The sequence below is a fragment of the Spongiimicrobium salis genome (genome assembly GCF_043678055.1).
GTDB classification, from domain to species: domain Bacteria; phylum Bacteroidota; class Bacteroidia; order Flavobacteriales; family Flavobacteriaceae; genus Spongiimicrobium; species Spongiimicrobium salis.
Window position 1 is genome coordinate 1520529 of the sequence record NZ_JBHEQA010000001.1, and the last position, 21564, is coordinate 1542092.

The following is a 21564-nucleotide window of genomic DNA, read 5'->3' on the forward strand; positions in this document are numbered from 1 at the left end:
TATTTTCGGTCAGGAAAAGCCTTAGAATTCAATTTATTAATTTTAGCTACCCTTCTTCGGTATACGACCGCAGGCCTGTGGCCAGTTTTCTATCATTGGATAGGCGTTGTACCTTGTTCTGGCCCCCTAATTTACCTATGGATTTCATATAGGCCTGAAAGCCTCCAGATCGTATTCTTGTAACTTTTAGAGGGCGTAATACTTTTCCGCTGATCAAATCAAAATAATAGCTGTTCTGTTCTTGTAAGCTTTGGTCTAAAATGTCTATAAACTTGGACATATTTTCCGGAAGATTCTCAAATTCTACTAGCCATTCATGGTAGGGTAGTCCAGTGGTAGGGTTTGTTTCCGGGGCAACGGTAAATTCATTGATTCTGGCATCTGTCCCTGCAATAGCGCGTTGCATTGCTTCCTCGACTTCCTTTGCGATAACATGTTCCCCAAAGGCAGAAATAAAATGCTTAATTCTTCCAGAGACTATTACTTTATAGGGTTTAACAGAAATAAACTGAACGGTATCTCCCAAGTTATACCCCCAAAGTCCCGCATTGGTGGAAATAATCATTACATAGTTGACGCCTATCTTCACATCCTTGATAGTAAGACGTTTTGGGTTTTCAGAAAAGAAGTCGTCCGCAGCTACAAATTCATAAAAAATACCCGAATTCAGCAACAACAACATTCCTCTTTCATGCTGGGCATTCTGATATGCAAAAAATCCTTCACTGGCAGGAAACAGTTCAATACTGTCCACTTTCCTACCGATCAGTGCTTCAAACTTGGCTCTATAGGGTTCATAATTTACCCCTCCGTAAATAAACAATCCAAAATTCTTAAACAGTGTTCCAACTTTTTGACCAGTCTTTGCTTCCAGTCTTTCAAAATACATTTGTACCCAGGAAGGAATACCCGCTATTACGGTCATATCTTCCTTTTTGGTTTCTTCCACAATGGCATCGACTTTGGTTTCCCAATCCTCAATACAATTGGTTTCCCAGCTAGGGAGTCTGTTCTTTTGAAGATAATTGGGCACATAGTGGGCGGAAATACCGGAAAGTCTCCCCAATTGTATGCCGTTCTTTTCTGTCAATACGGGACTGCCCTGCAAAAAAATCATTTTGCCGTCAACAAAATCTGCATTCCCTGTTTCAGCAATGTAATTGAGAATAGCATTGCGCGAAGCTTCTATTTGAAATTTAATCGATTCCTGTGTAATAGGGATATATTTGGCCCCAGATGTGGTTCCAGATGTTTTCGCAAAATACTTTGGTTTTCCCGGCCAAAGAATGTCCCGCTCCCCGGCAACCACTTTTTCCACATAAGTTTTAAGCCCTTCATAATCCCGAATAGGAACTTTTTGTATAAAATCGGCATGGGAATGAATTTGATCAAAATCATGATCTTTTCCAAATTGGGTCTGTCGCGCATTGGCAATCAAGCTTTTAAAAACCTGTTCTTGGGTTTCCACAGGGGCATTGCTCCACTTCTTTGTTTCTCTGGTAATTTTTTTGGCAAATAGCTTTGCTGCAAAGGACTTTAGGGACATTGCGCTTTATTTAAAGTCAATATAATCCATGGGATTCACCGGGTTTCCGTTACTCCACAATTCAAAATGTAAATGAGGCCCCGTGGTTAATTCCCCTGTATTTCCAACTGAAGATATGACCTCTCCGACACGAACTACGTCTCCTTGGCTTTTATGCAAAAAGCCATTGTGTTTATATACGGAAAGCAATCCATCTTTATGTTCAATAATAATGACATATCCCGTTTCAGTGGTCCATTCAGAAAATATAACCGTCCCATTGGCTATTGCCTTAACAGGAGTGTCTTTTGGGGCTACAATATCTACGGCGTAGTGTTTTTTATCGGCATCATACTTTTGGGAAAGTGTTCCGCTTACCGGGGAAAAAAGCACCAGATTGGTATTGCTGTTTGCCCGTTCAAATAAATTGTACTTGTCTTCTAGGGCAACCTCGGCTCGCAAAAGGGAATCTTCCCGAATTGGGTTAAGGTCAATCGTTGACGGGTCTAGTTTAAATTGCTCAAACAAAGAATCCCTGTTAATCTCGTTATTTTCAATGTCTCCTCGCAAAACCAGACGGATATTCTCTAAATACCTATTGGTATTTATGAGTTCTCGTACCAATGAGTCCGTCTCATAGCTCAATTCCGTTGCCTGCCGTTTCAGGGCCGTGGAGGAATAGCCCGGGATATATTCCCTTAAGGGAGTAAAGGCAATCAATAAGGTGGTTAGCCCAATCAGTGCAATGATAAAAAGAGAACCTGTAACAAAAACATTCAACCTACTAAGTTTAAAGGATATCTTTTCCTCAAAAGTACTCTCATTAAGTATCACCAAACGGTACTTATGCAAGAGTTTTCTCCTGATTTCCTTTCTTTTCTGTTCTTTTTTGGCCATGCTTAACAAAGATACATTTCCAATCGTATTATTGGGATATAAGTGCGAAAATATATAAAATCCCAGTTAAACGAAATCTATTATGGTATACGCTTCAAATTTAAATTTGGACGGATTCTCGTTTAAAAATTATCTTACCAAGGTCATTAACAGCATTCTTCTAACTTTTTTAGTACCTTTGTTTCATATAATATATGTATCATGATCTTACCAAATATTTTTTTAGCTATTGGAGCCCCTCAAATCATATTGATTGTTGTTGTGGTCCTTTTATTGTTCGGAGGGAAAAAAATTCCTGAATTGATGCGCGGATTAGGAAGTGGAATCAAAGAATTTAAGGATGCTTCGAAGGAAGATGAAAAATTAGAAGAAAAAAACGAAAAATAATACGCTTAGATTCCTAATGGAACAGCAATGTACCCTTATGTATGCCATGAGGGTTTTTTTAGTTTTCCAACCAATAAAATACTAATTGGTATTTTATTGGTTACAGTCTCATCCACACGCTTTGCCTCCCAATATTGTTCCTTGTGATAGCAAAATATACTCAAAACCAGCACTTTCCCTACAAAAAAACATAGGTTCACAACAAAAAATAATTTCTGTGCCCAAGAGCCTTTATTTTTAACCTTGCATAATTACAGTTACGAAATTGAAGAGATTAAAACCACATGAAAACTTCAAAGTACCTATGCACGTAAAGGGGATACTCCTTACCACTAACCAAAACCATTTATGAAAAATTTCCTTTGTATTTTTCTTTTTCTTCTATCCATGAGCGTACCGGCACAAGGGCTAGGGAATCCCCGAATGAACACCTTAGGGAAAGAAAATGCCATCGCATTGCAAAATCATGGCAATAGCATACAAAACGACCGAGAACCAAGCCTGGATCAAAAAGAAATTAAGAGCAAAACATTTACGGGTATAGACGATGTAGCCCAGGGTTACTATATCATAGCCAATGTATTTGGAAAAGAACGCTACTTGAAACGCTTTCTCCGAAAAATGCGTAAAAAAGGGCTTGATCCAAAATACATTACCAATCCTGCAGACAATTTAAAATATGTTTATTTGGCGTACCTCCCGGAATGGGAGGATGCCTTGCGCCTATCCCAATCCAACCTTAATGAATCTTATCATAAAACGCTTTGGATCATGAATATTAAGCATGGCGAAATGCAGGTACAAGAGACCTCTACTTCTAAAGAGGATACAGCCTCTTCCATAGCCTCGGAAAAGATTCCTCTAGAAGAAGTAGGTTACGATCTGTTACAAGCGTCCAAGGATACTCCAAATGGGAAAATTACCCCGCTGCAAAAAAGACTCATCAAACGAGCAGATCAATACTTCAACAAAATGTGGTACGCAGAAGCTGCCGATCTTTATGAAAAAGCTTTAAGCAAGGGAAAAGGGGCCTACTCTTATGAGATACTTCAAAAAGCTGGGGATTCGCACTATTTCAATACCAATATGGAAAAAGCCCACAAATGGTACACCATATTGTATGAAAATTACAAAAACGAAATGTCTGCCGACAATTTATTCAAATACGCCCATGCGTTAAAAGGAACTGGAAAATACGGTCGGGCTAAAAGGCTAATGCGTATTTATAATAAAAAATTGAAAAAAACAGAACGGGACCTCCTTGTCAACAAAAGGATGGGTAGGGATCCTGTAGCAATGGATAATACGAATGGCCTGGTCAATACAATCGATATCAAAAACTTATCCATCAACACAAAATATTCCGAGTTTTCCCCAATGTTCCATAACGATGATCAAGTGGTTTACGCTTCTTCCATGGATTCTGCCGTCTTTAATACCCGTCGGTATAAATGGAATAATCAACCTTACCTTGACCTTTATGTGGCCAAAATGAACAAAGAGTCCGAGGATTTAAAAAATGCCGTAAAGTTTTCTAAAAAAGTGAACTCCAAATATCACGAGGCATCGGTAACTTTTTCTCCGGACAATACTACCATGTACTTTACGCGAAACAATTATTCCAAGAAATTAAAACGGGATAAAAAAGGCGTGAGTCACCTTAAAATTTTCACTTCCCGTAAAGTAAATGGGGAATGGACCAACGCTAAAGAAGTCCCCTTTAATAGTGATAGTTATTCTACTGGCCACCCTGCCCTAAGCCCCGATGGAAAACAATTGTATTTTGTTTCCGATATGCCGGGAAGTATAGGCGGTACGGATATTTTTGTTGTAGATGTTCTTGAGAATGGCAATTTTTCCGAACCCAGAAACCTTGGGCCGGAAATCAATACGGAGCAAAAAGAAATGTTTCCCTTCATCAATGGGAAAAAACTGTATTTCTCCTCCAATGGGCATGCAGGTTTCGGTGGACTCGATGTTTTTGAAGTGGCCTATGATGAAGAAGGTTTTCAAGAAGTAAAAAATATGGGGAAACCAGTGAATAGTAATAAAGACGACTTTTCTTTTATTGTGGATGAGGAAACCCAAAAGGGCTTCTTTGCTTCTAATAGACCTGGCGGAAAAGGGGATGATGATATTTATTCCTTTAAACGCATACTTCCTGAGGAAGCGCCGGAAAACCTCAACGCTATAACTGGTGTGGTAACAGAACTGGTATCCGAAGAGGTGATGCCAGAGGCCCTCGTTATGCTATTGGATGAAAACAATATTAAAATAAAAGAGGTGATGACAGATGATGACGGAAGTTTTGTTTTTGAAGATTTGGAAAGCTCCACAAAATATACCATCAAAACTGTTAAAGGAGATTATTTTGAAAATGAACAATTGGTCACTACCAAAGAAAATGAGGTGGTCAGTGTAGATGTTTCCTTGAAACGACTTAAAGAATTGATTGCTATTGAAGATGGGATTAAAAAGTTGAAAACGGAAATGATCTATTTTGATTTTGACAAGTCAAACATTAAATCCGATGCAGGTCAAGAACTGGATAGGTTGGTTGAAGTTATGACGGAATATGGTGATATGGTCATTAAAATAGAATCGCATACCGATTCTCGAGGAAAACGAAGTTATAACAAATACTTATCGGATAAAAGAGCCAAATCTACCCGTGATTATCTTATCTCCAAAGGTATAGATCCTTCCCGTATCGAAAGTGCCATAGGATATGGAGAAGAACGTTTATTGAACAATTGTAACGGATCGGTAGCCTGTAGTGCGGCCGAGCATCGTCGCAATAGACGTTCTGAATTTATTATCGTGAAAATGTAAGCTTTAAAACATAATTATCCCCACATTAAGACCGATGTTCAGCAGGGCTGAGCATCGGTTTTTTTATGTTTCATTGTAAGTGCATCAATACCGGTTCACTCGTATTACCCATCTGGCCCGGCCTTCAGGGAAACCAATGGAATGCATGCACCTAAAACTCTCATCAAAAACGAATAGGATTAGCTATAAAAAGCATTCATTTCACAACGCTATAGTACTCGTTTACAACAAACAAACCTTCTAAAATACGTAATAGCAGAGTTTGGAGTTATAGATGTATAACTTAACCTAAAAAAATTTATCATGAAAAAATCTTTACTTATAAAGGAAATTTACATGCAGGCATTCCGGAATCTTGGAAATGCCTTTGTAAAGTCATTTTTAAAAGCCCTGACATGGTTCTGTTTTGCGGTCTTTTTAATTGTGCTTTATGCATTCGTATTTAGAATATCCACAGGCTTTGCCTTTGAATAGATATATAACTACCAACCATTGAATAAGAAAGCGCCCATATGGGCGCTTTTTTATTTTATGATATCTAAACATCAAGCCGGTCTTAAAATCAGTCTCATATGCATTAAAACTCTTCCTCTACCTTTCATGCTCAAAAACGCCTCTAGGCCCTTAAAGTTCCCTTATTCTGCTTGTTTAACCCATATATATTTCATCTCAACTGATTTATTAGCGGTTCTTAAATTAAATCCCAACCTTTATACTCTTGTTAAGCGCTAATAATGTGTTTGTTATAAATTTTATGTGCATGAAATTTCTGCAATCAGCGCCATATTTTAACCGTATTATACATTGTGTTTTTTAATTCGTTCATTTCTGGCGTTTATTGGTAAAACTTAACAACGATTTATTTTTCAATAGTTTTTTTCGTTAACACGAAAATCCCCGGAGTTTCCTCCGGGGATTTTTATTTTATAGGGCACCGCCAAAAAGCAAGGTTTTTAGGACTTGGGTGCGTAAAATTTCACAGATTTAAGTATGGCTTCCAATTGGAACATATAATCCCTTTTTTCCGTAGCAGGGGCAAAGGTAAAGCCTTCCAGGACAATCTTTCTTTTGTTTGCTTTATCGTTGATGATGTAGGTTAAGAATGGGCCCGCCATTGGGTAATTGTTGATTTCCCAAATACCTCTCACTTCTGCAGCTTTCATCCCGGATATCTCTGCAGGGTATACCGATGGAGCAAACGCTTTTTCTGTCATCATATGGGTGATTTTCCCTGGAACATCGGGTCCTGGAATATATTTCTTTCCTATGGAATCCCGCATTTTAACAATGTCCTTTACAAAAGTAGAGTCTACGCTAAAGCTATCCCAAGGCATTTCATAGGCAATAATATTCATCGTCCCCTTTTGAATTTGCCGATCTATCCAAACAAAATTATCTTCTTTTTTTCCTGTGGTGAATAGGGAAGGAATGTCCAATGTTATTCCAAATTCATTTTGTAGTACGGGATCGTTGTTCAATAATTTTGAAAACTGTTTTTGCAGCACTTTAATTTCAACTTCTTTGAGTGCAGCAATGATCTCATCTGCCTTCGCATCGATGTTTTGAATAATCTCTTCTTCCGTACGCCCTTTTATCACCGCTATTTTTTGTGGTCCGGCATAGAGGTCGGACTTGATGTGGGCAATATTCAGGGAATCCTTTTGTACATACAGAATAGATCTTGTATTTCGTATAGAGCCCGAAAAGACTTTATGGGGCATCTGATTAATGGTAAACACCGGCTCTTCCCAAGGTAGTCCTACCAATGGGGCCGCAAAATGTTCTCTTATTTTATCCCCTACAGCTCCTTCCCAAAGGTCGTTGTCAATTACCACGGCAATGGTATTGATAGAACCAATGGAGCCGGGCAAATAATCGGTCTGTTTTTCATCTTTACAGGAAGTTACCCCTATACAAAGGGCAAAAAGTAGTATCCCAATTTTTCTCATAATATTCATAATCGTTTACGATGGACAGTTGCACAATTTTAAGCGTGTACCTGGTTTTAAATTATTACCACTAATACCGTTCCATTCTCGCAAATTTTCAATAGAAATTCCAGGATATTTTCTGGAAATGGTCCACAAAGAGTCTCCTTCCTTCACAATATGGGTTTTTTTACCGGCAATCGCAGTCCCCTTTGAAGTGGATTTTGTAGTCTTCTTGGAAGCCTTAGCCGTACTTGGCCTTGGGCCTCTGGTAAAAATAGTAAGTCGTTGCCCTATTCTTAAATTATTACTCCGTAAACCATTCCATCGTTTTATGTCGCTCACGCGGACCCCGTACCGTCTAGCAATCTTTCCTAGAAAATCTCCGCTTCGAACCCTGTATCGTATTCGGTTGTCGGACTTTACCAGCTTAGGCAAGGGCTTTTCTTTTTTCTTCAATTCTTCTGCCACATGCGCATAAATTGCCGTTTCATTGGCTACAAATTTTCCCATCTGGTGTACTGGCAATCGCAACGCATAGTTTTTACCTTCCACCACGGGAATGATATTCAATTTATACGATGGATTCAGCACCTCCAATTCGGCAACCGATATGCCTACAAGCTCTGAAATTTGATCAAAAGTAATAAGGCTTTTAACATGAATGGTATCTGTTTCAAAATAAGGACGATCCACTTTTTTACCTTTTAGTCCATGTTCCTCGGCGTATTCAAAAAGATACATGGTCGCCAAGAAAGCAGGAACATATCCGGCCGTCTCTCGCGGGAGGTTTCGCCGAATATTCCAATAATTTTTATAGCCGCCAGACCTTCGGATAGCCTTATTTACATTTCCCGGACCCGAATTATAGGCGGCCAATGCTAAATCCCAATCTCCAAAAATATCATGAAGCTTGGAAAGGTATTCGCAAGCCGCTTTGGTTGCCGCAATGGGATCTCTCCTTTCGTCCACATAACTGCTCACATCTAATTTGTACATTTTTCCGGTGCCATACATAAACTGCCAAAGCCCCGTTGCACCTACTCTTGATCTTGCCCTGGGGTTCAATGCAGATTCTACTATAGCTAAATATTTGATCTCTAAAGGAATGTCATAATTGTCCAATTCCTGTTCAAAAAGTGGAAAATAAAATTGACTTACGGTAAGCATACGCTCCATTAAATCTCTTTTCCTGGTCAAAAAGGATTTTATGACATTTTCAAGCGAAGGATTATACGCAATATTAAAAGGTGTTTTTTGATCCAAGGCTTCCAGCCTTTTCTTTAGTACTTCAGTATCCAAGCTCTGATGATAGACGGAATCAATCTCTAGAGAGCTTACCGTAGCATGCATGGAATCAAAAAGAGCGGCGCTATTATGCAGTTCGTTCAACCATAGACTATCGTATTTAGCTGCTTGGGAATAATCTTGAAGGTCATATGTTTTCCCTTCCTTTACAGCATTGAAAACAATCTTATTATCTTTTAGCGCTCCAGGGGCTGATTTCAGCGTTAAATTTTTCTGGGCTGCACTGGTTCGCAGAGAATCCACGAGACTATCCTTCACCATAAGGTTCGCATTATTTGAGGGAATAGTATCGGTTTGTTGTGCCAGCAGAGAAGCTGTGGAGAGCAGTAATGCTGTAGCAAAAGCTATTTTCTTAATTCCAATCATAAACGGTCCTTTACCCTATAGGGGACTAGCGAAAATCGCACTTTTTTTCGAGACCCAAAAATTTTACTCAGTAAAGTAGCCCCGAAACAAAGAATTCCTAGTATAGATATAACTCGTTTATCCTTACATTATTGCGGCAATTCCAGGCAAAGTCTTGCCCTCAAGACTTTCTAACATGGCCCCGCCTCCGGTAGAAACATAACTTACTTTATCCTGAAAACCAAATTGCTTTACCGCCGCAACAGAATCCCCGCCTCCCACTAAAGAGAAAGCACCTTTCTGCGTTGCCTTGTCAATAAAATTTCCGATAGCGATTGTCCCCTTTGCAAAACTTTGCATTTCAAAAACCCCTATAGGCCCGTTCCAAAGAATAGTTTTTGAGGCCAATATGACTGCTTTAAAATTTTCCAGTGTTTTTGGCCCAGCATCCAAACCTTGCCATCCTTCCGGAATCTTATCCACATCCACTATGGTGGTCTTGGCATCATTGCTGAAGTCGTCCGCTGCCAAAACGTCAACCGGAATATGCACTTCTACCCCTTTTTCTTTAGCTTGTTTTAGAATCTCCAAGGCCAAAGGCATTTTATCATCTTCACAAATTGAATTTCCAATCTCACCTCCCTGGGCTTTTACAAAAGTATAGGTCATTCCACCGCCTATGATCAAATGGTCTACTTTGTCCAAAATATTTTCGATAATGGTAATTTTGGAAGATACTTTTGCCCCGCCCAATATTGCCGTTACCGGTTTCTCGCCACTGCTCATTACTTTTTCAATAGAGCTTATCTCTTGTGCCAAAAGATATCCAAAACATTTATTTCCCGGAAAAAATTGGGCCACTACTGTTGTTGAGGCATGGGCTCTATGCGCCGTTCCAAATGCATCGTTCACATAAATGTCTCCCATTTTGGACAACTGTTCGGCAAAGGTAAGCTCACCTTTTTCCTCTCCATCATAAAACCTTAGGTTTTCCAATAACAAGACCTCTCCACTCTTTAGGTCCGCAACGGCTTTTTCCGCTTCTTCTCCCACACAACTATTGACAAATTTTATCTGCACTCCGATAAGCTCGGATACTTTATCACAGATATGGGCAAGGGACATATCTGGATTAATAGCCCCTTTAGGTCTTCCCAAATGACTCATCAATACGGCACTTCCGCCATCTTCCAATACTTTAATAATTGTGGGCTTTGCGGCTTCAATTCTCGTACTGTCCGTTACGTTGAATTCGGCATCCAAAGGCACATTAAAATCTACTCGGATCAAGGCCTTTTTGTCTTCAAAATTAAAATTGTCAATTGTTGTCATTTCGCTATAAGAGTTTTGAGAAAAGCAAATGTAGAAATTTATGTGTTGTAGATACTATACCGTAGCCATAATTATTTGAATTTATGCACTATATCGTTTGATTACAAAAAACTATCTTTGGAGCTATGTTGTTCAAGGAGATTTTAGGACTTTCCCATATTAAGAATCATCTTGCTTTGAGTGCAGATGCAGGGCGTATATCACACGCCCAACTATTTATAGGGCCAGAAGGAAGCGGAACCTTACCCATGGCTCTGGCCTATGCGCAATATATTCTGTGCGGAAATAGCGAAGGAGAGAACGAGAGTGGCCTTGAGGCCTGCAATATAAAGTGCAATTCCCTTTCGCATCCCGATCTCCACTTTGCCTTTCCTGTGGCGAATTCCAATAAGGTGAAAAGTCATGCTGTGAGCAATCATTACATGGAAGAATGGCGACAATTTGTGCAGGAGCAACCCTATGGAAATCTATTTGATTGGTACCGTTTGATCGGCATAGAAAAGAAACAAGGACAAATTGGGGTTGATGAGGCCCAGGATATTGTCAAAAAATTGTCTTTAAAATCCTATGAGGGAGGATATAAAGTAATGCTCATTTGGATGGCGGACAAAATGAATATCGCCGCGGCCAACAAACTTTTAAAATTGTTGGAAGAACCTCCGGCAAAGACCGTTTTTCTGCTTTTAGCTGAGGATGAAGAGCAAATTATTCAAACGATTCTTTCCCGATGCCAAATTCTACATTTCCCGCCCTTGGCGGAAGAACCTATTGCCCAGGCACTGACCGAAAAGGGTTTGATTCGCGAAGAAGCCTTGCGCATTGCGCATGAAGCAAATGGGAATTTCAATAAGGCCTTGGATCTTATGAACAAGGATTCCGAAGATTTGGTTTTTGAAAAATGGTTTGTGCAATGGGTACGGAGCGCGTTTAAGGCCAAGGGAAATAAGACGGCCATACACGATCTAATTCTTTGGGGAGAGGAGCTGTCCAAAAACGGCAGGGAAACTCAAAAAAAGTTTCTACACTATTGCCTTGCCATTATCCGCCAGGCCATGCTGTTGAATTATAATGTAAAGGAGCTTGCTTATATGCGCATTCATATGGAAGGCTTTCAATTGGAAAAATTCGCTCCCTTTATCCATGAAGGCAATGTCTTGGTCATTATTGAAGAACTGGAGAAGGCCATGTACCACATAGAACGCAATGGCAACGCCAAAATAATATTTACAGATCTCTCTATAAAACTAACACGTTTATTGCACAAAAAGGCAGCCTGATTTTTTGTGTGAACTTTACAATTTTAAAACAATTGATTTATGATGACCTATCTTTCTTCCCATGCAACTGTACTTCTCTTATTGGTATTTATAATCATTACTTTTTTGCAAAGTGGTGTCGATAAAATTTTAGATTGGAAAGGCAATCTCTCTTGGCTAAAAGGTCATTTTTCCGAAACTCCCCTTAAAAATATGGTGCCCTTACTTTTGGGAATCGTATTGGTATCCGAAATGATTGCCGCAATCTGCTGCGGCATCGGGCTGTTTCAAATACTCAATTCAGGAAAAAGTCCTTTGGCATTTTATGGCGCAATTATGGCTTGTTTATCTTTATTAATGCTTTTGTTTGGACAACGAATCGCCAAAGATTACGAGGGAGCAAAAACCATTGCCATCTATTTTATTCCAGCAATCTTTTTAGTGTTTTTGTTACAGGCCTAGAAAACATCCCTAAATCATATGTAATAAAAAAAGCCCGAACTATGTAGTTCGGGCTTTTTAGTTGGTCTACTATATCTTAATTCTTCTTATACTTATCGTTCAAAATCTTAAGTATGGCATCAGTGATATCTTTAGTGTCATCTCCGTATAATACGGTACCTCCTTCACCTCCACCTAAGATATACGTATAGGCATTTGCTTTTCCGTAATCTGCAACTTCTTTCTTCACTTTACTGATCAGCGTATCCGTCTCCGTTCTGCCCTCTTGCTGTAAAAGCTGTTCTTCCTGCTGTAGTTGTTGCCCAAGGAATTGACTTTTTTGCTGTAAGACGTTCATCTCTTCCTGCTTGGTTTTTTGTGAAGCATTCTTTGTTTGAATAGTTTGGGCTTCCAATTGAATCATTTGCCCAAGACTATCGCGCTTTTTGTTCATCGCTTCCAATTTGGTCTTAAACTTTGCCTCGATATCTATCTTCTCTTGATAATCGTTCAATAGTTTCGTATAATCTACATAGGCAATTTTGTCTTGTTGACAGGCTACACTCACCAAAAGGACCAATGCCAAAATAAGTTTTTTCATTTCTTCGGTTTTTATCGTTGGGCAAAAATAGGAAAGCTTTTTTAAAAAAGAAGTGTCTTCTTCTGCAAAGCGTTTTTTTGTTTTTTCACAAAATTCTTAGCTTCAGTACGCCATAGTTAAAATTTATGGGAGTAGAAGATATTAATATCTTTTAGTTATAGAAAAGATGCTGTTTAAACGGGTATTTTAAGCGAATAAAAATCCTTTAATATCAATTGCTGTCGCCATTCCTTAAAAGCCCTTAAATGGCTTTAAAATAAGTTTCAGTCCTTTTTGAGCAAATAAATCAATGAAGAATACTCCCGGCTGCGCCAAGCTTTGAAATTGGAAAGCAAGCCTATACAAAATGCTTTGATCAAATTCTGTTTTCCGGTCTTATACTTTTCTGAAAGTAGGGATACATAAAACGAATCGAACAACATGGGTTTTGTCTGAAAAACATGCATTCTTTCTTTTGCAAAAAGAGAGGCAATGGAATTTTGGGAAAAATGCCATAAGTGTCTTGGCACATCATAGGCTGCCCAAAACTTGTTATAGTGGCTTGCGTCATAAGATTTAAAATTTGGAACGGCTATCACTAAAATGCCATCATCCGACAATAGATTCTTGAATTCCTTAATTTGATCTTTTAGATCCGGAAGATGTTCCAAAACATGCCACAGGGTAATTACGTCGAATTGTTTTCCGGAGAGCTCTTTCAAGGTGGTACTCAAGTTTATTCCTTTTTGCTTTGCTCTCTCACGGGCAGCGGTATTGGGTTCTACTCCCGAAACCGTCCATCCTCTTTTTTGGGTGGTCGCCAAAAAATCCCCTGTGCCGGCACCAACATCTAAAAGTGTTAAATGACCATGCTTGTACTTTTCTATAAGTTTTGCTTTTTTGGAAAGACTATACTTTTTTACACCTTGATATAATTGATCTATAAAGCCTTCCCTTGCATCGGTATGTGAAATATAGGCTTCACTTTCATAGTATTTTCCCAAGTCTTGCGGTTGTGGAGAAGTAACGAGCATATCAGCATCAGGATCATGGTACAACTCAAAAGTTTCTCCAGAAACACTATAATCCTTAGTTTTTAAATACAAGTCCATTGTAATTCTCAGTAGAAAGATATTCGTTTTTCAAGGCGCTAAGGTACTCCAAAACTGCTGTTCTTGAAAACGAATTTTCCTCAAGGCAATCAAATTCATCATCACTATACACTTCTATGGCGATATAAAAATTTCCCTTCCCGACAACTTCCGGCCCATTTATCGCATCGTAACTTTGTTTCGTGGCAGAACTTATAAGTGCCTCAATAATCATTGGTGCAAGATTCAGGGCTTGATCATCCTTGGAAACTTCATAGAAGGAAAAGAAATATTGTTTCCCTTGTAGGGTGAAAGGCACATTATCCTCAACATTAAGGTCTCCCAATTGAAATTTGTTGTTGACATAGTGATAGAACTGATTGCTATCCTTATTGTCCTCAAAAATGAACATTTGTCTTTTGGGCAACCAGCGTTTAAACTTTTTCCCTTTGACCACTTTGTAATTCTCTATTTTCGGGGCTACTTTTAACGGAATGCAAGATTGCAAAAATACTAGGATAAGTATTGTCAGCGTAATTTTGTGCATAGTGGATTATTTTGGTTGATGTCCATTAGTCATCAAAAAGCAAGCCAAAGTTCCTTTCTTCTTTAAGAAATATGCGGGTCCTCTCTGCAATCTTCATCAATATACAAAACATCCTTTATGTTCCACGTGGAACATAAAGGATGTTTAATGCTTGTTACCCAAGAGCATGGGCATCTATCTTCCCATAAAAACCAACAAAACACTTATGTCACTCGGGGAGACTCCACTAATGCGTGATGCTTGGGATATGCTCACAGGCTGTATCTCACTAAGCTTTTCCCTAGCTTCATATGAAAGGGATTTCAATTGGCTGTAATCAAAGTTTGCCGGTATTTTAATATTTTCCAGACGCTGCAGTTTATCCGCATTTAGTTTTTCCTTTTGTATATACCCCGCATATTTCACCTGAATCTCCGTCTGCTCCATTACCTCTCTATTAAGCTCATGCTCCTCTACGTAGTCCGAAACGGCATTCAATTTCAGCATATGTTCCATAGTAACCCGTGGTCTTGAAAAAACCTTGAACATCTTGTCCGATTGTTTCACCAAAGCTGAATCTACACTCTCCAAAATCGGATTAATTTCCTCAGGCTTTACACTTGTACTCCTAAAAAATTGAATAAAATTATTGGACTCTCTTTCCTTCTTTTCCATCATTTCAAGACGCTCCTCCTTTGCTAAACCAATTTCATGCGCCTTTGGCGTTAATCTTAAATCCGCATTATCCTGTCGAAGCAAGGTTCTATACTCGGCTCTGGACGTAAACATTCGGTAAGGTTCTTCGGTTCCTTTGGTAATAAGATCATCTATAAGCACGCCAATATACGCCTCGTCCCTACTAAGAATAAAAGGATCCTCTCCTTTCAATTTTAAATGGGCATTAATACCCGCCATAATTCCCTGAGATGCTGCTTCTTCGTAACCCGTTGTCCCATTTATTTGACCTGCAAAGTATAGATTATCTACAAGCTTGGTCTCCAAGGTATGTTTTAATTGCGTGGGCGGAAAGTAATCGTACTCAATAGCGTACCCAGGCCTAAAGAATTTTACATTTTCAAAACCAACTACTGAACGCAACGCCTTAAACTGAACATCTTCCGGTAAAGAAGTAGAGAAGCCATTTACATACACTTCCACGGTATTCCAACCTTCCGGTTCTACAAAAAGCTGATGGCTATTCTTATCTGCAAACCTGTTTATCTTATCCTCTATAGAAGGGCAATATCTGGGCCCTATACTTTTAATGCTTCCATTGAACATAGGAGATCTGTCAAAGCCCTCTCGCAGCAAGTCGTGCACTAAGGCACTCGTATGTGACATATGACAATCCCGCTGCCTATCCAAAAAAGGAGTGTTGGTATATGAAAATTTTTCAGGCTGCATGTCCCCAGGCTGAACAATCATTTTAGTATAATCCAAAGACCTTCCATCAACACGTGGTGGCGTACCGGTTTTCATTCTGCCACTTTCAAATCCCAGGGCTACCAACTGCTCCGTAATTCCTGTTGCTGCTTTTTCGCCAGCTCTTCCCCCTCCAAATTGCTTCTCTCCAATATGAATTAATCCATTCAAAAAAGTTCCATTCGTCAACACGACAGCTCTAGCACGTACGGTTAAACCTAAGGATGTCTTAACTCCGATAACCTTTCCGTTCTCCACAACTAAGCCAGAAACCATTTCTTGGTAAAAATCCAGGTTCGGGGTATTCTCCAAAGCCAATCTCCACTCCTCAGCAAAACGCATGCGATCACTTTGAGCTCTAGGACTCCACATCGCAGGTCCCTTAGATTTATTGAGCATCTTAAACTGTATGGCGGACTTATCTGTGATAATACCACTATACCCGCCTAAGGCATCAATTTCCCGAACAATTTGTCCCTTAGCTATTCCACCCATGGCAGGGTTACAGGACATTTGCCCTATCGTCTGCAGATTCATGGTAATCAACAAGGTTTGCGACCCCATATTAGCAGCAGCAGCAGCAGCTTCAGCTCCAGCATGACCGGCGCCAACGACAATAACATCATAAGTTTTATCAAACATATCCCTCTCATTGTTCCACGTGGAACAATTCTATTTTCTCGTTTTCCTTTTTTCTCATCTCACGGCGCTCACCCTCGGACTTATCCTTATATCCCATGAGGTGCAAAACTCCATGTGCCATCACTCTTTTTAATTCTTCGGTGAAATCAACATCAAAATCAATGGCATTTTCCCTTACTCTTTCTACAGAGATAAATACATCGCCACCAACACAATTTCCATTGGTGTAATCAAAAGTGATAATATCCGTGTAGGTATCATGTTTAAGGTATTTTGAATTTATTTGATGTAGATAGTCGTCATCACAAAAAATATAACACAACTCCCCTAATTCGAAAAGCTCTGAACTCAAAATTCTACTTATCCAATCGGAGTAATAGTTTTTATGTTCTAGTTGAAACTTGCCTTCAAAATGAAATTCAATCATTCTTATTAAAATAGTGCTTTACCTTATTTCTATAAATATTTTGCAAAGGTAGTGCTTGTCTATTTAAAATTTCAATTTCATTTTTATAATTCTCCAATAATGAAGGCTTTGTAGTAATAGGGTTATCAAAATTCTTTCTATTCGTATCACTTTCGCGTTCTTCCTTTTCCCCCTGTTTTAAGGCTGCCTTCTCGAGTTTCAATAACCGATATTGTATATTATTTGCCTTATTCAAGTTTTGTTGGGTTACTCCATTCTCCAATAAATCATTTTCGAAGTCTTCCATTTGCCGCACCAATTTCTTTGCCAGTTCCTTGTCCGACTTCTGTATAAAATTCTCTAACTGTTTTTCCAATTCCTGTCGTATACGCTGTTGCTCTTTGTAGATTTCGTAAATCTCCTTAAGTTCTTCCTCGGAGAGCTCTCCCTCCCCACCATTCGAACCTTCACCCTTACCATCTTTGCCAGTTCCCCCATTTTCTCCATTCTGCTCTCCCTCGCCATTCTTTCCTTTTCCTTTACCTTTTTGTTGTTCGCCTTCACCCTCATTGTTTCCTTCTCCATCCTGACCATCCTGACCTTTTCCTTCATTGCCCTGCTGTTTACCCCCTTCGCTTCCTTGTTCCTTTCCTTTTCCGGACTTACCCATCTGCCCCAATTGTTCTCCGATCTGCCCTTGTCCTTGGATAATATCTGGCAATTGAAATCCTTCTCCTCCACCAGAACCCTGTCCCGATTGCATACTCTGTTGCATATTGTCTAAAATATTCGCCAAGAAATCAGCCAAACTATTAGATGCATTCAATACATACTTTTGATAGGATACACCCTGATATATTCTATTTTCGGCCATATTCTCCAAGGCCTTATCCACATTATAATACACTTCGGTTATCTGTTCATTTACAAACTCTGACAATTCAGCCCTTCTTAACGATAAAGAAAACAAACTGTCATCAACATGTTCAAATAGCTCCCTTAACTCCTGTTGCTTTTTTACATTATTCGAAAATTGAGTCACATCAACTTCATTTGTACTTAACTTATTCAATAGCTTTTCCTGTTTAAACGAAAAAGTAATAAGATTGTCCAATATTTGACGTAGCATTTCAGCATCTTCAGTTACACTGGGTCCACCTCCCCCTCCTGAAGAAGATTGTTGAAGTTGTTGACTCATCTGCTGCATCTTCTGTGCCGCAGACTTCTGTTTCTTACTTGCCGCGCCCTTGTCACCCTGTCCATCATCACTCTGCTGTTGTTTCTTTAATTCCTCCAAGGCCTCCTCCTGGTCCTTTTTGATCTCATTCTCGGTTTCCTTGTCCTCACCTATCTTCAATGGCTTTTTCAAAGCCTCATTATCTTTCTTTAGTTCCTCTAACTCTTTAATTAGCTCCTGGAACTTTTCATTTAACTCCTTCTGTTCCTTTTCTATTTCCCCTGTCTTCTCTTCAGATTCAGATAGTTCGTTTTGCTCCTCAGCTAACTTTTCCAAATCCTTTGCCAATTGGGCCGTCTTTTCCGTTACATAGTATCGCTTCGTTAACTCTAAAAGTTGTTCCAAGTTACGTTCACTGGTCTGTTGTTTTTTAGCAACCTCCTCTAACCGCTTAGACAACTCCTCTTTATTGATTTTATCTGCAACCTTATTCAATTCCTCCAAAAGCTTCTCGTTCTTTCTCGCCTCAATCTCCTGTCGTTCCAAACGTTCCTTTAACAATTTGTTCAAGGGATCATCCGCATCACTCTTTTCCAAATTCTCTTTTAGTTGTTTGCTGAACTTTTCCATCAGCTGTTCCTGTTGCTGTTGGTTCTTCAAAAAATCCTTTACTTTATTCTGATCATTAAAATTAAGGGTCTTTTTTTCCTTCTGATTTTTGTTGATTTCCTTTAACTCCTCTTTTTGTTTCTTAAAATTATCTAAGGAATTGTCTATATTATTTATAATGGATTCTTGGTCATCTAATTGCTTGTCTTTCAACTCATTATCATTTAATAAGGCCAAACTAAATACTTCGCTTTTGCTTAACTTACCTCCTCGTATACCATCATTATCGAGTGCTTCAAAATAAAAACTATAGGCCACTCCCTCTTCTAATTCAAGTCCAGAAGGAAATGTATAATAAAACTTCTCAAAATTCTTATTAGGCCGCGTAAGCTGTATCCGCTGTATATTTTCCTCATCTCGATCTGGATAACACACCAGGCTGATACTGGCTAATTCATAGTCATCCGAAGCCTCTCCACTATAATACGCTACATTAGGATTCAGGGAATCCAATACTTCAGCGACTCTAATAGTAGGATAGCCGTCCTTAATCACCGTAAATTCATAATCAAGGGTTTCATAATTTTCTACATTATCATTGGAAGTAGCCAGCTGATAATTGAGTTTTGAAAATACCTTCTTTGAAAGTTTAAACTCTTTTCCATTACGCTCAAAAACAAGGCTGGTATCTGGGGCAATATAACGCACGGTTTCTGTATTTTCCCCTTCAATCTTCCAAGTTACTTTTGTTCCTTCCGGAAAGCTTGCATTTCCAGTACCTTTTAATGATTCATTAGGTTTATTGATATAAGAAGGGTATTCCAAGACCATATTAAACCCTTGAATGGCCGGAGCCTTTAAAGCTTTTAATTCAAAATTTCTGGACACTACTCCATTTGCTTTAAAATAAAATTGTACATCCTTAAGTGGGGGCTGAAAAACATATTCAAATACTCCCTTATTCTTTTGCAATAAGCGTTCTTTACCGTCTATTACTATATAAATATCTTCAGGTTGAATGCTTCCCTTAGTCGTAACTTGAATGGTGTAAGATTCCGTCTCCAACACCCTGGCATCTCCAGCCAATAACTCAAAGGAAAAAGGTGCCGGAGGCTCATAGGCCAAATCATAGTTGACTACCCGTTCATAGGATCCGAAAAATGATGCTAAGTTCCCCGATATCAAAAGAAGTAAAATAATGATCACAGGAATGAGCAAGTATTTTGCGTAAACATAACCCTCACGAAGGTTTACTGCCCCAATAAAAGGAATAGGGTCCATTTGTTTTGACCGCTGCTCAATACTGGCCAATAGTAATTCCGATTGATTATCATCTTGTGCTAAATCAATAAGATTTAATAATTTATCCCCTACTTGAGGAAAATGCTTGCCTATGAGCACGGAAGCTTCTCGATGGCTTATTCCCTTTTTAATTCTAAAAAGATAAAAAAGTGGAATAGTAATATAGCGGTACAATAAGAACAAAGCGGCAAGCACAAAAATTAAGAACAATAAGAACCTTCCTGTGGAATTCAGCCATAAAAAATATTCAATGCCAACCACTGCCAAAAAAAACAACAGCCCCAGGGATAAAAAAAGGAGTACCCCTTTAATCAATATCTTCACATAATACTTCCTTGCGAACCTATTCAGCTTATCCAGTATGTTATGATAACTATTCAAAATCCTTTATATTTAATACCAATATACCGGATACCATAGAATTGGGCACCGAAAAATTTGTTAAAAAGCATACGCCAATGAGCAGAATTAACGATTTAAAGTATTTAGCAGCCTTTAGTATCCCTATTTCTGCCCTCTTAAGCCTTTACTTTAAAGGATATTGGAGTTTTTTTACTCCAATGTATACTTTTGTTCTTATCCCTATTATGGAGCTTTTATTGCCTCAGAATACTGATAACTTTGAAGGAGAAGAACGTAATGAAAAAGAAAAAAGTGTGCTATTTGATCTGCTGCTCTATGCAAATATCCCTATAGTCTTTGGGCTACTCGGCTTTACGCTATATACGGTCGCCTTCACTTCAATACACCTATATGAAACCGTAGGCCTATGTATATCATTAGGCATCGTTTTGGGCGTAAATGGCATTAATGTTGCCCATGAACTGGGGCATAGGCAAACCACCCATGAACGCTATCTTGGCAAGCTATTGCTTCTACCTTCCTATTATATGCATTTTTACATAGAACACAATTTTGGTCACCATGCCAATGCGGCCACCAAGGAAGACCCGGCCACTGCGGCCTTTAACCAATCTGTATATTCCTTTTGGTTCACTTCTGTTTTTCGCCAATATATTGGAGCGTGGAAACTTCAGAATCGTCTCCTAAAAAATGCCAAGCTTTCCTTTTTATCGTACAAGAACGATATGCTCTGGTACACTATTTTTCAGCTGGCCTATAGTAGTTTACTCTTTTACTTCTTTGGAACAACAGGACTGGTTTTTGCTCTAGCCGCTGGCATCGTAGGCTTTTTGCTGCTTGAAACTGTTAATTATATTGAACATTATGGTCTTCTCCGCAAAAAACTAGCCTCGGGGAGGTATGAGCGCGTACGGGAAGTCCATTCCTGGAACAGCAACCATGTTATGGGCCGAATTGTACTTTATGAGCTCACCCGTCACAGTGATCACCATTATAAATCCTCCAAAAAATACCAAATACTGGACTACCATGATATTTCCCCTCAGATGCCCTATGGGTATCCCACTTCCATGGTGCTATCTTTTGTACCCCCTTTATGGTTTAAAATCATGAATCCACGTATTCCGAAAGAAATGCATATCTAAAATCAGCTATTCCATTCCTAAGAAGAAAATAGCTAGTGGTATTCCCTTTT

17 protein-coding genes are annotated in these 21564 nt (G+C 39.0%); 6 read left to right on the forward strand and 11 right to left on the reverse strand.

Annotated elements, in window-relative coordinates; translation table 11 throughout:
- Positions 1-46: 46 nt before the first annotated feature.
- Together ACEXOE_RS06880 and ACEXOE_RS06885 are read right to left on the reverse strand one after the other, a co-directional pair.
- Entirely contained in the window at positions 47-1546 is a 1500-nt protein-coding gene (locus ACEXOE_RS06880; RefSeq protein ID WP_394748004.1) for a GH3 family domain-containing protein, read from the reverse strand.
- A 6-nt stretch (positions 1547-1552) separates the two neighbouring features.
- Positions 1553-2422: a M23 family metallopeptidase gene (locus tag ACEXOE_RS06885; protein WP_394748005.1), complete on the reverse strand. Its 870-nt coding sequence runs from the start codon at positions 2420-2422 to the stop codon at positions 1553-1555.
- Between the two features lie 201 nt (positions 2423-2623).
- Between ACEXOE_RS06885 and tatA the strand changes: the two genes are divergently transcribed.
- The 3 genes from tatA to ACEXOE_RS06900 all read left to right on the forward strand — a co-directional run bounded on the left by tatA (position 2624) and on the right by ACEXOE_RS06900 (position 6115).
- Entirely contained in the window at positions 2624-2809 is a 186-nt protein-coding gene (gene tatA, locus ACEXOE_RS06890) for a twin-arginine translocase TatA/TatE family subunit (protein WP_394748006.1), read from the forward strand.
- Between the two features lie 348 nt (positions 2810-3157).
- Positions 3158-5641, forward strand: a complete 2484-nt coding sequence (locus tag ACEXOE_RS06895) for an OmpA family protein (protein WP_394748007.1) — start codon at positions 3158-3160, stop codon at positions 5639-5641.
- A gap of 303 nt (positions 5642-5944) precedes the next feature.
- Positions 5945-6115, forward strand: coding sequence for a DUF6747 family protein (locus ACEXOE_RS06900; protein ID WP_394748008.1), 171 nt, complete (start codon positions 5945-5947; stop codon positions 6113-6115).
- A 479-nt stretch (positions 6116-6594) separates the two neighbouring features.
- Here ACEXOE_RS06900 and ACEXOE_RS06905 read toward each other — a convergent pair whose 3' ends face one another.
- From ACEXOE_RS06905 to ACEXOE_RS06915, 3 genes are all read right to left on the reverse strand, one after another.
- Positions 6595-7590, reverse strand: coding sequence for a DUF4837 family protein (locus ACEXOE_RS06905; protein WP_394748009.1), 996 nt, complete (start codon positions 7588-7590; stop codon positions 6595-6597).
- 15 nt (positions 7591-7605) lie between these two features.
- Positions 7606-9243, reverse strand: a complete 1638-nt coding sequence (locus ACEXOE_RS06910) for a lytic transglycosylase domain-containing protein (RefSeq protein ID WP_394748010.1) — start codon at positions 9241-9243, stop codon at positions 7606-7608.
- A 123-nt stretch (positions 9244-9366) separates the two neighbouring features.
- Positions 9367-10554, reverse strand: a complete 1188-nt coding sequence (locus tag ACEXOE_RS06915; RefSeq protein ID WP_394748011.1) for a phosphoglycerate kinase — start codon at positions 10552-10554, stop codon at positions 9367-9369.
- Positions 10555-10679: 125 nt separating this feature from the next.
- Here ACEXOE_RS06915 and ACEXOE_RS06920 point away from each other — a divergent pair, with 125 nt between their 5' ends.
- Together ACEXOE_RS06920 and ACEXOE_RS06925 are read left to right on the forward strand one after the other, a co-directional pair.
- Positions 10680-11831 carry a DNA polymerase III subunit gene (locus ACEXOE_RS06920; RefSeq protein WP_394748012.1) on the forward strand — a complete coding sequence of 384 codons (1152 nt, stop codon included), beginning with the start codon at positions 10680-10682 and terminating at the stop codon, positions 11829-11831.
- Positions 11832-11873: 42 nt separating this feature from the next.
- Positions 11874-12272 carry a DoxX family protein gene (locus ACEXOE_RS06925; RefSeq protein ID WP_394748500.1) on the forward strand — a complete coding sequence of 133 codons (399 nt, stop codon included), beginning with the start codon at positions 11874-11876 and terminating at the stop codon, positions 12270-12272.
- A gap of 76 nt (positions 12273-12348) precedes the next feature.
- Here the strand turns inward: ACEXOE_RS06925 and ACEXOE_RS06930 are convergent, their stop codons facing one another.
- The 6 genes from ACEXOE_RS06930 to ACEXOE_RS06955 form a co-directional block, all read right to left on the reverse strand.
- Positions 12349-12852 (reverse strand): OmpH family outer membrane protein, encoded by a 504-nt coding sequence (locus tag ACEXOE_RS06930; RefSeq protein WP_394748013.1) that lies wholly within the window; start codon positions 12850-12852, stop codon positions 12349-12351.
- 263 nt (positions 12853-13115) lie between these two features.
- The gene (locus ACEXOE_RS06935; RefSeq protein WP_394748014.1) at positions 13116-13943 is read right to left on the reverse strand and encodes a class I SAM-dependent methyltransferase; all 828 of its coding nucleotides are present in this window, start codon (positions 13941-13943) and stop codon (positions 13116-13118) included.
- Positions 13921-14469 carry a hypothetical protein gene (locus ACEXOE_RS06940; RefSeq protein WP_394748015.1) on the reverse strand — a complete coding sequence of 183 codons (549 nt, stop codon included), beginning with the start codon at positions 14467-14469 and terminating at the stop codon, positions 13921-13923. Before ACEXOE_RS06940 ends, ACEXOE_RS06935 begins: the two co-directional genes overlap by 23 nt.
- A gap of 174 nt (positions 14470-14643) precedes the next feature.
- Positions 14644-16512, reverse strand: coding sequence for a tRNA uridine-5-carboxymethylaminomethyl(34) synthesis enzyme MnmG (gene mnmG / locus ACEXOE_RS06945; protein ID WP_394748016.1), 1869 nt, complete (start codon positions 16510-16512; stop codon positions 14644-14646).
- A 7-nt stretch (positions 16513-16519) separates the two neighbouring features.
- Positions 16520-16939, reverse strand: a complete 420-nt coding sequence (ybeY, locus tag ACEXOE_RS06950; protein WP_394748017.1) for an rRNA maturation RNase YbeY — start codon at positions 16937-16939, stop codon at positions 16520-16522.
- Positions 16932-20387, reverse strand: coding sequence for a hypothetical protein (locus ACEXOE_RS06955; protein WP_394748018.1), 3456 nt, complete (start codon positions 20385-20387; stop codon positions 16932-16934). Before ACEXOE_RS06955 ends, ybeY begins: the two co-directional genes overlap by 8 nt.
- Positions 20388-20473: 86 nt before the next feature.
- Here ACEXOE_RS06955 and ACEXOE_RS06960 point away from each other — a divergent pair, with 86 nt between their 5' ends.
- Positions 20474-21514 (forward strand): alkane 1-monooxygenase, encoded by a 1041-nt coding sequence (locus ACEXOE_RS06960; RefSeq protein ID WP_394748501.1) that lies wholly within the window; start codon positions 20474-20476, stop codon positions 21512-21514.
- Positions 21515-21564 lie beyond the last annotated feature (50 nt).

What these genes read in the sequence shown, in the direction of transcription:
- ACEXOE_RS06900 (WP_394748008.1), top strand. Translation starts at nt 5,945, where the DNA reads ATGAAAAAATCTTTACTTATAAAGGAAATTTACATGCAGGCATTCCGG.
- mnmG (WP_394748016.1), bottom strand. Translation starts at nt 16,512, where the DNA reads ATGTTTGATAAAACTTATGATGTTATTGTCGTTGGCGCCGGTCATGCT.
- ACEXOE_RS06910 (WP_394748010.1), bottom strand. Translation starts at nt 9,243, where the DNA reads ATGATTGGAATTAAGAAAATAGCTTTTGCTACAGCATTACTGCTCTCC.
- ACEXOE_RS06915 (WP_394748011.1), bottom strand. Translation starts at nt 10,554, where the DNA reads ATGACAACAATTGACAATTTTAATTTTGAAGACAAAAAGGCCTTGATC.
- ACEXOE_RS06930 (WP_394748013.1), bottom strand. Translation starts at nt 12,852, where the DNA reads ATGAAAAAACTTATTTTGGCATTGGTCCTTTTGGTGAGTGTAGCCTGT.
- ACEXOE_RS06935 (WP_394748014.1), bottom strand. Translation starts at nt 13,943, where the DNA reads ATGGACTTGTATTTAAAAACTAAGGATTATAGTGTTTCTGGAGAAACT.
- tatA (WP_394748006.1), top strand. Translation starts at nt 2,624, where the DNA reads ATGATCTTACCAAATATTTTTTTAGCTATTGGAGCCCCTCAAATCATA.
- ACEXOE_RS06940 (WP_394748015.1), bottom strand. Translation starts at nt 14,469, where the DNA reads ATGCACAAAATTACGCTGACAATACTTATCCTAGTATTTTTGCAATCT.
- ACEXOE_RS06905 (WP_394748009.1), bottom strand. Translation starts at nt 7,590, where the DNA reads ATGAGAAAAATTGGGATACTACTTTTTGCCCTTTGTATAGGGGTAACT.
- ACEXOE_RS06880 (WP_394748004.1), bottom strand. Translation starts at nt 1,546, where the DNA reads ATGTCCCTAAAGTCCTTTGCAGCAAAGCTATTTGCCAAAAAAATTACC.
- ACEXOE_RS06885 (WP_394748005.1), bottom strand. Translation starts at nt 2,422, where the DNA reads ATGGCCAAAAAAGAACAGAAAAGAAAGGAAATCAGGAGAAAACTCTTG.
- ACEXOE_RS06920 (WP_394748012.1), top strand. Translation starts at nt 10,680, where the DNA reads ATGTTGTTCAAGGAGATTTTAGGACTTTCCCATATTAAGAATCATCTT.
- ybeY (WP_394748017.1), bottom strand. Translation starts at nt 16,939, where the DNA reads ATGATTGAATTTCATTTTGAAGGCAAGTTTCAACTAGAACATAAAAAC.
- ACEXOE_RS06895 (WP_394748007.1), top strand. Translation starts at nt 3,158, where the DNA reads ATGAAAAATTTCCTTTGTATTTTTCTTTTTCTTCTATCCATGAGCGTA.
- ACEXOE_RS06925 (WP_394748500.1), top strand. Translation starts at nt 11,874, where the DNA reads ATGACCTATCTTTCTTCCCATGCAACTGTACTTCTCTTATTGGTATTT.